The 13,095-nt window shown below is 69.7% G+C and carries 9 protein-coding genes; 4 read left to right on the top strand and 5 right to left on the bottom strand.

Annotated elements, in window-relative coordinates:
* Positions 1–5: 5 nt before the first annotated feature.
* On the bottom strand, positions 6–653 hold the full coding sequence (locus ACYQ5L_RS23015) for an LppP/LprE family lipoprotein (RefSeq protein WP_459960067.1): 648 nt from the start codon (positions 651–653) through the stop codon (positions 6–8).
* 116 nt (positions 654–769) lie between these two features.
* On the opposite strand from ACYQ5L_RS23015, the gene ACYQ5L_RS23010 reads away from it, so the two are divergent.
* The 3 genes from ACYQ5L_RS23010 (at position 770) to ACYQ5L_RS23000 (ending at position 7,270) form a co-directional block, all read left to right on the top strand.
* On the top strand, positions 770–1,405 hold the full coding sequence (locus ACYQ5L_RS23010; RefSeq protein ID WP_459960065.1) for a class I SAM-dependent methyltransferase: 636 nt from the start codon (positions 770–772) through the stop codon (positions 1,403–1,405).
* A gap of 106 nt (positions 1,406–1,511) precedes the next feature.
* On the top strand, positions 1,512–3,620 hold the full coding sequence (locus ACYQ5L_RS23005) for an MMPL family transporter (protein ID WP_459960063.1): 2,109 nt from the start codon (positions 1,512–1,514) through the stop codon (positions 3,618–3,620).
* A 71-nt stretch (positions 3,621–3,691) separates the two neighbouring features.
* Positions 3,692–7,270: an ATP-binding protein gene (locus tag ACYQ5L_RS23000; RefSeq protein ID WP_459960061.1), complete on the top strand. Its 3,579-nt coding sequence runs from the start codon at positions 3,692–3,694 to the stop codon at positions 7,268–7,270.
* A 153-nt stretch (positions 7,271–7,423) separates the two neighbouring features.
* On the opposite strand, the gene ACYQ5L_RS22995 is transcribed toward ACYQ5L_RS23000, so the two are convergent.
* Entirely contained in the window at positions 7,424–8,020 is a 597-nt protein-coding gene (locus tag ACYQ5L_RS22995) for a hemerythrin domain-containing protein (RefSeq protein WP_459960059.1), read from the bottom strand.
* A gap of 100 nt (positions 8,021–8,120) precedes the next feature.
* Here ACYQ5L_RS22995 and ACYQ5L_RS22990 point away from each other — a divergent pair, with 100 nt between their 5' ends.
* Positions 8,121–8,777, top strand: a complete 657-nt coding sequence (locus tag ACYQ5L_RS22990) for a phosphatase PAP2 family protein (protein ID WP_459960057.1) — start codon at positions 8,121–8,123, stop codon at positions 8,775–8,777.
* Here the strand turns inward: ACYQ5L_RS22990 and ACYQ5L_RS22985 are convergent.
* The 3 genes from ACYQ5L_RS22985 to ACYQ5L_RS22975 are packed head-to-tail and all read right to left on the bottom strand — an operon-like array spanning position 8,743 to position 12,825.
* Positions 8,743–9,645, bottom strand: coding sequence for an NERD domain-containing protein (locus ACYQ5L_RS22985; protein WP_459960056.1), 903 nt, complete (start codon positions 9,643–9,645; stop codon positions 8,743–8,745). The genes ACYQ5L_RS22990 and ACYQ5L_RS22985 overlap by 35 nt on opposite strands.
* Before the next feature lie 56 nt (positions 9,646–9,701).
* Positions 9,702–11,078 (bottom strand): DUF2252 domain-containing protein, encoded by a 1,377-nt coding sequence (locus ACYQ5L_RS22980; protein ID WP_459963508.1) that lies wholly within the window; start codon positions 11,076–11,078, stop codon positions 9,702–9,704.
* 46 nt (positions 11,079–11,124) lie between these two features.
* Positions 11,125–12,825 (bottom strand): GMC oxidoreductase, encoded by a 1,701-nt coding sequence (locus ACYQ5L_RS22975; RefSeq protein ID WP_459960055.1) that lies wholly within the window; start codon positions 12,823–12,825, stop codon positions 11,125–11,127.
* Between the last annotated feature and the right edge of the window lie 270 nt (positions 12,826–13,095).

Below are 13,095 nucleotides of genomic sequence, written 5' to 3'. Positions count from 1 at the left end.
AAACCTCACCGCTCCGGCGGGAACTGCCCGTCGGCCTGAATCCTGCCGCCCGCCAGCGTGAAACTCACCACGCTCGGCCCGCCCTGCGGACAGCACAGCGGCTCATCGGCGGTCAGCCACTGGTACTGCACCCGGACCGTGTCCTTGGTCTTGCCGAGTATCTTCGTGTACCCGTACGGCTTCGCGGTGGCCGTGCCGAGCCACTCGCCGTCGGCGAAGTACAGGATGTGCAGGTACGGGTGAATATCGCCGGATAGCACCGTCATCCAGGACAGCGTGCCCGCGCATCCCTCCGAGATCGGATCGTCGCTGGCGGATTCGATCCGCCACGGACCCGTCGCCGGTACCGCCAACCGGCTCACCGCGTCATTCGCCAGCCGCGAATTGAGGTCGAAACACAATCCGTGCCCACTGCCGTTCGGTGCGGGATTCGCCGTCACCGGCGCCACGGTGGGTGGCTGCGATTCGCCCGCGTCGCCGTCCTGGTTCCCCGCCGGAGCCTCGCCGCCCCGGTCCCCATCCGGAGCTGCGACCGTCGTGCTCCGGCTCGGGCTCGGAACGCTCACCGGGTCCGACACGGTGATCCCACACCCGCTGACACCGGCCACGATCCCCGTCACCAGCGCAGCGAACACCATCGACTCGATTCTCATGATCTCCTCGGCTCCTCCCCGACCCGAATGCTGACGATCCCGACGCTAGGCCGTTGCCGCACGGCCCACTATCGGTCGAATGCCCCAATTCTGTTTCCGCCGACTAGACTTCGAGCGTGACGTCCGATGCGCCGTTGCCCGCTGATCGCCTGTTCGACCTGCTCGGGGCCGACTATGAGAAGGCGTTCGGTCATCTGCCCGAGCAACACGCGGCGCTCGAGTGGCTGGGTGAGCGCCTGGGCGCGGGAGCCCGGGTGCTCGATGTCGGCAGCGGTACCGGCGTGCCGACCGCGCGGGCGCTCGCGGACAAGGGTTTCCGGGTGGAGGGGATCGATGTCTCGGGGGTGATGATCGAGCTGGCTCGGCGGCGGGTTCCCGAGGCTGTCTTCCATCAAGCCGATGTGCGCGAATTCGAGGTGGAGCCGGGCAGTCTGGATGCCGTGTGCGCGTTCTTTCCGCTGCTGCAGATGACCCGGGCGGATATCGATGCGTCGCTGCGTCGGATGGCGGAGTGGCTGCGGCCCGGGGGGTATCTGGTGCTGGGCACCGTGCCGGGGGATGTCGAGCAGGTGGACATCGTGTTCATGGGCCACGCCGCGCGGGTCAGCAGCTACGCCGCCGCGGATTATCCGGATCGGCTGAGGTTGGCGGGGCTGGAGATCGTGGAGCTGCGGGAACGCGAGTTCGTTCCGGGCCACCGCGATGGCGCGGCCGAGAATCACCTGTTCGTCTACTGCCGCCGGCCGGAGTGAGACCTGCCGCGCGTCGTGTGACCTGCGCTACAGTCGATTCCACTACATCCTGTCGTAGACGAGGATGTGTATCGAACTAACGGCTGATTCGAGCCCGGGGGCGGGAATGATCACGAAACTGTCCGGCATCGCCGTACGCGCGCCGAAACTCGTTTTGATCGTGGTGGGCGTGGCGTTTCTGCTCTGCGGAGCGCTCGGGGCGGGTGTCGCCTCGAAGCTGACCAATGGCGGATTCGTGGGGACGGAATCGGAATCCGCGCGGGTCGCCGAGATGCTCGAACGCGACTACGGCATGTCCGGCATGCAGCTGGTGCTGGCGGTCGAATCCGCGGGCGGGGCGCAGAGCGCCGCATCGACGGCGCGCGGGCGAGCGATCGCCGAGACGCTGAAGGGCGACGGCCGGGTCTCCCAAGTGGTTTCGCCGTGGACCGAACCGCAGCTCGCCGGGACGCTCATCAGTCGTGATGGCGACATCGGGCTCATTGTGGCCACTGTGCGCGGTGACGAGAACCATGCGCCCGCGACCGCGAACGAGCTGGCGCGCGAACTCGACAGCGCGTACGGCGAACAGTCCGACGGCGTCACCGTCCGGGCCGGCGGGCAGGCCATGGTGTGGCACGAGACCGGCGCCCAGACGCAGCGGGATCTGATGATCGCCGAGGCCATCGCCCTGCCGCTGACCTTTCTGCTACTCATGTGGTTCCTGAGAAGCGCTGTGGCGGCGGCCATTCCATTCCTCACCGGCGTCGTCGCGATTGTCGGGAGCACGGCGATCCTCTACGCGCTGACCTTCGTCGTGGAGCTGTCGGTGTTCGCGCTGAATATCGTGACCGCCATCGGGCTCGCGCTGGCCATCGACTATTCGCTGCTCATCATCGGCCGCTATCGCGAGGAGATCGCGACGGGGCGGGAGCGCGCGGCAGCGCTCACCATCGCCGCCCGCCGCGGCGGGCGGGCCGTCGCCTTCTCCGGCATCACCGTCGGCATCGCGCTCATCGGAATGTCGTTCTTCCCCTTGAACTTCCTGCGCTCACTGGCCTTTGCGGGCCTGGCGGTGGTGATCCTGTCGATCGTGCTGGCACTCACCCTGGTTCCGGCCCTGCTGGCGCTGCTGGGCGAGCGCCTCAACCGGAAGCCGCTGCGGGAGGCCGAACCCGTGCCGGAGAGCAGGCTCTACCGCATCGCACGCACCGTGCAGCGCCGCCCCGCATTGTGCGCACTGCCGGTGATCGCGCTGCTGCTCATGCTCGGCGCACCCATACTCGGACTGAAAATCAGCCTGCCCGACGACCGGGTGCTACCGGAGACCCTGCCATCGCGACAGGTGGGTGATCTGCTGCGAGACCGGTTCGACGGCAATACGACCGGCGCCGTGCACATCCTCGTCACCGAACCGGCCGAGGTCGGCGCCTACGCCGCCGCCCTGGCCACGGTTCCGAACGTGCGCGGAGTGACGGCCGAAACCGCTTCGGGCACTACACATCTCACCGTCGCCAGCGCTCTGGACCCGTATTCCGAAGCGGGACAACGACAGCTGGACGCCTTGCGTGCGGTCGAGGCGCCCGCGCCGGTGCTCTTCGGCGGACTGGCGCAGCAGACGGCCGATTCCGCCGCGGGCATCGCCCAGGGCTTCCCGAAGGCCATCGCCTGGATTGCCGTCACCACCTTCGTCCTGCTGCTCCTGCTCACCGGCAGCGTCGTGCTCCCGCTGAAAGCCCTGGCGCTCAATGTGCTCTCGCTGACAGCCGCCTTCGGCGCTCTCGTCTGGATCTTCCAGGACGGGCACCTCGGCGGCCTCGGCACGCTGGCCACCGGCTACACCATCGCCACCCTCCCGGTCATGCTGTTCTGCGTGGCCTTCGGCCTGTCCATGGACTACGAGGTCTTCCTCCTGGCCCGTTTCACCGAGGAATGGGAGAACTCCGCCAAAACCCGTGCGGACAACGACAATGCGGTCGCCCTCGGCATCGCCCGCTCCGGGCCGATCGTCACCGCCGCCGCCGTCATGATGTCGGTGATCTTCGCGGGCATCGCCGTCAGCGGCGTCTCCATCAACCGCATCCTCGGCCTCGGCCTCACCCTGGCCGTGCTCATGGACGCCACCCTCGTGCGCATGGTGCTGGTACCGGCCTTCATGCGCGTCATGGGCACCGCCAACTGGTGGGCGCCCACCCGCATGCGCCCGGTCCTCGAAAAGGCCGCCGTCCGCGAGTAATCCGCCCCGGCCGATCCGCGAGCCGCTCGCAATCCGTTACACCCGGCCGATTTCTCCGCGATACTCCGGCCGTGGTGGAAATCAGTGTCCTCGGAGCATTCGGCCTGACGGTCGGCGGTGCGCCCGCGGAACTCGGGGGAACACGACAGCGCGCCGTCCTGGCCCGATTGGTCGCGGCGCGCGGCCAATTGGTCCCGGTGGACCGTCTCATCGCCGACCTCTGGGTCGACGAGGCGCCCCCGCGCGCCTTGGGCGGGATCCAGGTGTTCGTCTCCCATCTGCGCCGCGCCCTCGAACCCGGCCGCGCCCCGCGCACTCCCGCCCGAACCCTGGTGACCGCACCACCCGGATATGCGCTGCGACTGCCCGCGGCGGCCGTGGACGCCTGGCGGTTCGAGGACCTGATCACCGCGGAATCGCCCGGCGCCCCCGGCGAACGCGCCGCGGCCTACGGTGCGGCACTGGGCCTGTGGCGCGGTCCCGCCTACGCCGAATTCGCCGAACTGCCCTGGGCCGCAACCGAGGCCGCCCGCCTGCTCGAACTACGCGGCACGGCCGTGGAACGACGCGCGGCGGCCCTGCTGGAAGCCGGAGCCGCGGCCGCGGTGGTCGCCGAATTGGAAGCACACCTGGCCGACCACCCCCTGCGCGAAGAACCCTGGCGACTACTCGCTCTCGCCCTCTATCGCTGCGGCCGCCAAGCCGACGCGCTGGGCGCACTGCGCCGGGTGCGTCAGGTGCTGGCCACCGAACTGGGAGTGGACCCGGGCCAGCCCCTGCGCACGCTGGAAACCGACATCCTCACGCAGGCACCGCATCTGGACCTGCCCGCCGGCCCGATCGCGGCAGGTCCCGCTCCGGCCATCGAGACCGCCCGCATCACCCCGCGCACCGACGCGGGCCTCGCGCCGGACAGTCCACGGACCGAGGATTTCTTCGGCCGTGAAACGGAATTGGCGGCACTCGCCGATGCGGCCCGCGCCGGCGTTCGCGTGGGCCTGATCGCCGGCGACCCCGGCGCGGGCAAGACCACCCTGGCGCGGAGACTGTCCGCGGCCCTGGCCGAATGGACGCCGGCGTGGGGCCGCACCCCCGAGACCGGGGCCGCCCCGGCCGGCTGGGCCTGGGGAGAGGTCCTGCGCGCACTCGATTCCCGATGGCCGGTGACCGATTCGCTGCTGACCCCGCTGCTCGCCGGCACGAACACGACCGCGGAACTCACCGACCGCGCGGACGGCACGGCGGCCGCGGCGTCCGTGAATGCGCGGCGCGTGGCGGGGACGGGCAGCGCCGCGGCGATGGACCGCGGGGCCGCGCCGGCCGCCACGGATCCGATGAGCCGTTGGCATTCGACGCCGCACGGGTATTCGACGCGGCCCGCCGACCACGGGATTCGCGCCGCCGCGGGTGGGGATCCCGCGTCGGTGCGATTCCATACCCATCGGGCGCTGGAACGGTATCTGTCGGCGGTGGCGGCCGATGGGCCGCTGCTGGTGGTGCTAGAGGATCTGCATCGGGCCGATGAGGAGACGTTGTCGCTGCTGGCGGTGTTGCCGCGCCGGGTGCCCGGGATCTTCGTGGTCGCCACCTACCGGCCGGGCGAATCGCCGTCGGGACTCACCGGCGTGCTGGGTGAGCTGGCGCCGGTCGAGCCGGTGCGGATCTCGCTCGACGGGCTGGCGGAGCCGGCCGTGGCGCAACTCGTGCGCGCCTGCTGCCCGGAGGAGGTGACGCCGGAGGTCGTGGCCGCCATTTGCGAACGCACCGGCGGGAATCCGTTCTTCGTGCGCGAGACCGCGCGCCTGCTCGCCGCGGCGGGACCCGAGGCCGCCCTGCAGGAGGTGCCGAGCGGGGTGGCGGATGTGCTGCGGCGGCGGATCGCCCGGCTGCCGGCCGTCGCGCAGACGGTGCTGCGCTGTGCGGCGGTGGCGGGGCGGGACGCGGATGTGGATCTGCTCGCGGCCGTGACGGGCGAGTCCGAGGACACCGTCCTCGATGCGCTCGAGGCCGGGGGCCTGACGGGGCTGCTCACCGAGCACACCGATACGGGCGGGCAGCTGTGGGGCGTGCGGTTCACGCATGTGCTGATCCGGGACGCCTTGTACGACAGCATCTCGCGGCTGCGGCGGGCAAGGATTCACGGTCGCGTCGCCGATGTGCTGGCGCGCCGCCCCGGTATCGACCCGGCCCGGCTGGCTCAGCACTGCATGGCCTCGGGGGATCCGGCCCGGCTGGCGGATGTCGTCGAATACTCCTGCCGGGCAGCCGAACTCGCTGAGTCGCGCTTCGCGCATCGCACCGCGGTCGGGCTGTGGGAGCAGGCGCTGACCGCGTACGACCGGTCCGAGGCGGGCCTGGTGCAGGGCCGTGCCGAGCAGGCGCGCCGGCGAATCGAACTGGAGGTGGCGCGGATTCGCAGCTGTGCGCTGTCCGGAGACATCATCCGGGCGCGAGTGCTGCGCGACCGGGCGCTGGCGGCGGCCCTGCGACTCGGCGATCCATTGCTGGCCGCCCGCGTCATCACCGGATTCGATGTGCCCACGCTGTGGATCAATCGCATGTACGGCACCCGCGAGACGGTCGTCATCGACGCCGCCGAAGCCGCCCTGCCGACGGTGACCGAACCGGTCCTGCGCGCCCGGCTGCTCACCAGCCTGGCCATGCAGCTCGACAGCGAATCCGGCCCCCGCGGGCGCGAAGCCGCCGCCGAGGCCGTCGCGCTGGCCCGCGCGATCGGCCGCCCCGACCTGCTCGCGCACGCCCTCAACGGCCGCTACCTGAACCTGTATCACACCGCGGACCTGCTGGACGAGCAGCATCGCGTCGCCGAGGAAATCCTCACTCTCGCCACAGCGCACGGCCTCGGCCTCTACCAGGTCCTGGGCCATCTGCTCCTGCAACAGGTCATGTCGGCCCGCCTCGATCCGGCCGCCGCGGACCATTGGGCGCAGGGCACCCGCCTGGCCGAGGACATGGACCTGCCCCTGCTCGGCAAGATCGGCGACTGGGGAAAGTGCATGCGCCACACCATCACCGGACGCTTCGCCGCGGCGGAATCGGCCTACCTGGAAACCGCCGCCCGCATCCGCGGCGGCAGCACCTTCGGCGGCGAGGTCGCCACCGCCTGGGTCGGCATCTACACCATCCGTTACGCCCAGGGCCGTCTCGGCGAACTCGTCGACGACACCCTCCGCCTCCACGAAACCCTGGGCCGCCTGACGGGAACCGCTGATATGTACGCCCTGGCGCTCCTGGAGGCCGGCCGCACCGAGGAAGCGGCGCGGGCGGTCTCGGCCGCCGCCGGATCGCACGGCCCGGGCCGCGTACGCGCGGACTTCCACCGGGATCTGCACCTGAGCATTCGCGGACTCGTGGCGGCGGGCCTCGGCGACACCGCCCTGGCCGCCCCGACCTACGACGAGTTGTCCCCGTACGCGGACCGATTCGCCGGCACCATGTCCGCGGCACTGGCGCTGTGCCCGGTCGCCCTGGTGCTCGGTGACCTGGCCGCGCTGCTCGGCCGCGACGACCCGCGAGCGCATTACACGCGCGCGGCGGCGGTCGCCCGCACCGCGGGTGCGGAGCATTGGGAATTGGCGGCGCTCAACCGAATACGACAACGTCCAACTCCCGGCCGCACGCTCCGCTGACCCGTTCCGGCGGCATGACGCGCCGGTCTCGGCGCTCGCCTGCGGGCCGAACGCATCTTGGACGGGCGATCACCGGGAACCGGTGGCGGCATTTCCCGAGTAGCGCCCGCCACCAGTTCCCAGTCGGTGCTGTTTCAGATCCGAAGTGCGGTGTCAGTCGAATACGGTGGCGGCCAAGGTGCGATAGGCGGGGGCGCTGGTGCGATTCACCAGCCGTGCCGGGGCGCCGATGCGATGCAGCAATGGCCTGCGCTCGGCGGGATGGGCGTGCGCGAGCAGCCATGGCACCGCGAAGCGGGTCTGCGCGTGGGCCGGGCGGATGTGGAAACGCTTCTCCGCCTTGTCGAATGCCGGTGTGGGGACATACTCGCGCAGCACCGGGAACAGCAGGGCCTCCTTTTCCTGGACGTGCTCGTCGAGCTGTTCGGCCAGCTCGCGCAGGGCTCGCGCTCGCGCCGAACCGGTGGCTGTGCGGGCACGGGCCAGGATCGGCTCCAGCGCCGCGTGGTCATCGGTGAACGGCGCGAGGTCGATGACCGCGCCCGCGTGATGCGCGATCACCGGCCACAGCACGGCGCACTCGGTGGCGTGGTGGTGCTGGATCTCGGTCAGGACGGCATACAGATAGCGGCGGACGGCGGCCTCGTGCTCGCCGGCGAACGGGCCGGCGCCGAGGGCGGCCAGGCGGTGGACGTCGGTCCGCATCGCGCGGTGGATGACCGTGAAGACCAGCAGATCGGGCTCGCTCATGCCGACAGGACACCGCCCCGGGCTTGTCCGGCGCTTGGCGCGGACTTGGGCGTCGGCGATGCACGAGGCCGCGTCCGGGCGTACCCGCTATCGTGCTCGGGTGAACCGATCGACCGTTTCCGCGCCCGCCGGGCTTGCGGAGCATGCGCGCCGGGCGGCGTTGCCCGCGCTCATCGTGGCGGCGGTGCTCGTGACCGTGGTTGTGCCGCGGTTCTTTCCGGCCGATGGCGGACCGACCGGGTTCGATCGGGCGGTGGGGGAGCACATCCATTCGTCGTTCGATGGGCATGCGGGGATCTATCGGGTGCTGGTGGCGCCCAGCGATGCGCTCGTCGTGGTCCTGCTACTGCTGGCGGGATTCGCTTGGTTCGCCTATCGGCGGCAGTGGTGGCAGGCCGGGTTCGTGGTCATTGCGCCCGAATTCGCTATCGGGGTGAATGCGCTGCTGCTCAAACCGTTGTGGGAGCGGCCGCTGGGGGACTATCTGGCGTATCCGAGCGGGCACACCGTGCATCTGGTGGCCGTGGTGACCGCCTTCGCGCTGGCCAGTGAGTCGGTGTGGATCCGGGCGGCGGTGGTGGTGGTCATGGCGGTGGTGCTGCCCGTGGTGCTGGTCGGGATGGTGGGCCTGGGCTATCACTATCCGTCCGATGTGGTCGGCGGTGCGGCGGCCGCGGTCGCGCTGGTGGCCGCCGTGTATCTGCCCGTGCGATATCGCGCGCTCAGAGCGGGCCGTAGGCCACGATCCCCGCGATGATGAACCAGATCACCCAGAGCACGGCGATCACCATGCCGATGGTCAGCATCAATCGCATGAGGCCGCGGCCGAGTTCGAGTTCGCCCTGCTGGCGGGGATACAGCTTCGAGGGGCTGAACCAGGGGGTAGGCACGGTGAGGCGGTGGCCCGCCTCGGCCGCTTCGCGTTCCTTGCGGGCCTGCTCCTCGGCGTAGGCCTCGGCCTGCGCCTGCTGCGGGCCGCCGTGCCAGAGGGTGATGTCGACCGGTCCCAGGAAGCCCTCGTTGAGCAGATCCTGGGGTGCGGGCAGGTACGGCAGGATGCCCAGGCCGCGGAAGGCCCAGGCCACATCATTGGCCGACCACTGCGGGCGGCCGCGGGAGGACAGCGTGTTGAAGTAGTCGCGCAGCCGCCGCGGATCGTCGCCGAGCAGCACCTGGAAGCTGGGATCGCTCCACAGCTGCTGCACCCGCACATTCGATCCGGAGGTGGGGATCACCAGCACCGCGCCGTGCACCACGCGCTGGCCGAGGCCGCGTTCGGCCAGCCAGTTCTGCAGTGCGAAGGTGTGATCGCGGGATTTGTCCAGCGGGGTGCGCTTGTCGCCGCCCTCGAAGCTGATGAGTTTGTCGCCCATCCGCCACGGGCCGTTGAGCGGCACCTCGAGCTCGCCCTCGCCGCGCTCCACCAGCGCCTCGGCCTCGATGACCACGCAGCTGGTCGGCGTCCAGATCACCGCGTCGAACGGGTAGAGCCGATCGCCGTGGAACAGGCTGCAATTGACGGTGGCCACGCCCTTGGGATCGCCGCGGCCCTTCCAGGTGCGCAGCCAATCGATGAGCACCTTCTCGGCATGGGTGCCGGCGGTGTTCTGCACGCGGACGAGCATCGGCTCTCACCTTCCTCGTCGAGAAGACACGGCTGACTGCATCGTACGCGGCCGGATCACTCCGTATCGGCCGCCACGCGGCCGTCCCGCACCGCGGCCACCAGGTCGGCGTGATCGGCCTCGGTGCGATCGGCATAGCGGACCGCGAACCGGGCCACCGCCTCGTCGAACTCCTCGGACTCGCCGAGATAGCCTGCGACCAGGCGCGGATCGAGCGAACGGTGGTGCGCCCGGGCCAGCAGCGCACCCGCCAGCCGCCCGTAATCGTCCAGATCGCCGGGCTCCACGGCCGCCGGATCGATACTGCCCTTCAGATTCCGGAACTGCCGCACGATGAACGGCAGTTCCTCCCCGCCCAGCCGCAGCGTGGTCCAGCCCAGCAGAATATCGGATTCGGCCTGAACCATCCTGGTGGACTGCACGATTCGCTCACCCTCGTGCCGCGCCGGCTCGGGCGGCAGATACGGCGAGAGCGCCGAGGGCCGCGCCTGCTTGATCTGCAGCACCAGCACCTCGTCCGCATTGCCCTGCAGCAGCGCCAGATAGGAGTGCAGGCCCACGCTGCCGGTGCCCACGATGCGGAAGGCGATATCGGACACCGAGTATCGGGCGATCAGCTGCCGCCGCGATTCCCGCAGCGTGCCCGCGTATTCGGTGAGCCCGTCGATGACCGCCTCCGCCACGGCCTCCTCGACCGTGGTCAGAATCGGCGGATCGGCCACGAATTTGTGTGTGCTGATACCGGTTTCGTGATCCTCGAGATGCTCGGTCCACTTGCGCGCCACCTTGGCGCTGGTGTTCTTGCGCGCCTTCTTGGCCGCCTTGCGGAAGTCGTCGAGCAGCGCGTCCGCCCGCACCCGGCCGAGCACCGATTCGTCGGGCAGCGCATTCCACGAGGCGAGGAACGGCTGCTCGGCGAGTACGGCCATGACCAGCCGATAGGAACGGGCGCTGTCGCGCGCGGCGTCGAAACAGTCCTGTTCGGATGCCCCGCCCTCGCGGCCCGCCAGCACCAGGCTGGCCGCCAGCCGCTCCAGATCCCACTCCCACGGCCCGGGCACGGTCTCGTCGAAATCATTGATGTCCATGACGATTTCGCCGCGCGGGGTGCCGTACAGCCCGAAATTGGCGGCGTGCGCGTCACCGCACAGCTGCGCGGTGAGCCCGCTGGTCGGCCCGCCCGCCAGATCGGCGGCCATGAGCCCCGCCGCACCCCGGAAGAAGGTGAACGGCGAGGCCGCCATGCGCCCGTGCCGCAGCGGGATCAAATGCGCCAGCCGCCCGCGATTGCTGGTCTCCAGGAACTCCAGCACCCCGGGCCGATTCGCCCCGGCAGCCTCCCGGTCCCGCGCACCGACCGGGGTGCGATCCCGCAGCGCGCGGCCGCGGGCCCGCACCTCCTCGGCCGAGACGGGGGAGCGGAAGTCGATCATGTTGGAGCTCACGGAAACACAACTTACCGGCGGGTCGCTGTGGTGCCTAGTTGACCGGAATGGCCGGATCGGAGGGGAAGATCGGGAGCTTCAGCGCACCCGGAGCAAACTCCGGAACGGTCGGCTGTTTCGGCGCGACCGGGCGGATGCGGCGGTAGGGCGCACCCAGCTCCGGACGCGGATCGGCCTCACCCCGATTGGGCCAGAACGCCATGGCCCGCTCCGCCTGCGCGGTAATGGTGAGCGAGGGATTCACGCCCAGATTCGCCGTCACCGCCGACCCGTCGGCAATGTGCAGCCCGGGATGCCCGAACACCCGCTGATATGGGTCCACCACACCGGATTCCGGCCCCTCGCCGATCACGCAACCGCCGATGTAGTGCGCGGTCGCCGGAATATTGAACACATCCATGATCAGGCTGTGCACATCGCCGTTCACCTTCTTGCCGAACCGCCGCCCGACCTCGTGCGCCAGCGGAATCCAGGTCGGATTGGGCTGCCCGGTGCCCTGCCTGGTCTTGAGCTGCCCCCACTTGCGATAGGAGGTCAGCGAGTTGTCCAGCGACTGCATGACCAGCAGGATCACCGACTTCTCCGAGGCCCGGTGCGCATTGAGGCTGCGCGCGAACACGATCGGATGCAGCAGGATGGCCAGCAGGAACCGCAGGAACCGGAACGCCCCGCCGTCCACGATCGGCACCGACAGCGGGAACAGCCCGTTCTGCCCCTTGCCGTAGTGGCACACCTCGATATGGGTGCTCTCCTCGGGATGAATCGAGGAGGTGATGGCCACGCCCTGCGCGAAATCGTCGCGCTCATTGCTCACCACATTGAGAATGGCCTCGGAATTGGACCGGGTCAGCTCGCCCAGCCGCGGCGACAGATTCGGCAGCACCTGCTCGTCGCGCATCTTGTGCAGCAGCTTCTGGGTGCCCAGCGCGGCCGCCGCGAACACCACCTGCTGGGCGGTGAAAACCCTGCGCTGCTTGCGAACCCAGCGGTCCGAGCGCGCCGTCTCGATGGCGTATCCGCCGTCGTCGCCGGCCAGTGGTCGCACCTTGGTGGCGGTGGTCAGCTCGAACACGTGCGCGCCGGCCTGTTCGGCCAGGTACAGGTAGTTCTTGGGCGTGGTGTTCTTGGCATTGTGCGGGCACCCGGTGAAGCAGCGGGCGCAGTGCACACAGCCGTTGCGCCGCGGCCCGGCCCCGCCGAAGTACGGGTCGTCCACCTCGGCGCCCGGATTCTCCTCATTGAAGAACACGCCCACATTGGTGGCATGGAAGGTGTGCGCCACGCCGAGGTCCTCGGCCACCGAGCGGATCACCTCGTCGGCGGGGGTGATGCGCGGATTCGGCGTCACCCCGAGCATGCGCTGCGCCTGGTCGTAATAGGGCGCGAGCTCGGATTTCCAATCGGTGATGTGCGCCCACTGCCGGTCGGTGTAGAACTGCGGCAGCGGCTCGTAGAGGGTATTGCCGTAGATCAGCGACCCGCCGCCCACACCGGAGGCGGAGAACACCGCGCACTTGCCGAGCACGCTGATGCGCTGGGTGCCGGTCATCCCCAGGCGCGGGGCCCAGATCGCCTTGCGCACATTCCAGTTCGTCTTGGGAATGTCCTCGGCGTTCCAGCGGCGGCCGGATTCCAGCACGGCCACCCGGTAGCCCTTCTCGGTCAGGCGCAGCGCACTCACGCTCCCCCCGAACCCGGAGCCGATCACTACGACGTCGTAGTCGAAGTCGGGCATGGTCTTTCCTCTCGCAGGACTGACTGGTTACTTCGATAATGAGAGAGGGCTGTATTCATTCTCTCATCAACTCGGTATGGCGGACACCATATAGAGGCGATGCGCTCTCGGGCGTCCCGGGGCAAGGCGATTGGTGGATTGCTGTCGAGGTTCGGGGCCGGCTCGATTGTGGACTGAGTGGAGCGGGGGAGCGAAGCGGAGGAGCGGAGGGAGGGAAAATCGAGCTTGCAGGCCCCGCACCCGCCGGAGCGCAGCGGAGGCAAATTGGGC

The organism is Nocardia sp. IFM 10818, from assembly GCF_054655275.1.
This window is presented reverse-complemented; position numbering and strand designations above follow the sequence as displayed.

Excerpts from the sequence above, each read along its gene's own strand:
- ACYQ5L_RS23015 (WP_459960067.1), bottom strand. The coding sequence starts at position 653 with ATGAGAATCGAGTCGATGGTGTTCGCTGCGCTGGTGACGGGGATCGTG.
- ACYQ5L_RS23005 (WP_459960063.1), top strand. The coding sequence starts at position 1,512 with ATGATCACGAAACTGTCCGGCATCGCCGTACGCGCGCCGAAACTCGTT.
- ACYQ5L_RS22995 (WP_459960059.1), bottom strand. The coding sequence starts at position 8,020 with ATGAGCGAGCCCGATCTGCTGGTCTTCACGGTCATCCACCGCGCGATG.
- ACYQ5L_RS22985 (WP_459960056.1), bottom strand. The coding sequence starts at position 9,645 with ATGCTCGTCCGCGTGCAGAACACCGCCGGCACCCATGCCGAGAAGGTG.
- ACYQ5L_RS22980 (WP_459963508.1), bottom strand. The coding sequence starts at position 11,078 with ATGATCGACTTCCGCTCCCCCGTCTCGGCCGAGGAGGTGCGGGCCCGC.
- ACYQ5L_RS22975 (WP_459960055.1), bottom strand. The coding sequence starts at position 12,825 with ATGCCCGACTTCGACTACGACGTCGTAGTGATCGGCTCCGGGTTCGGG.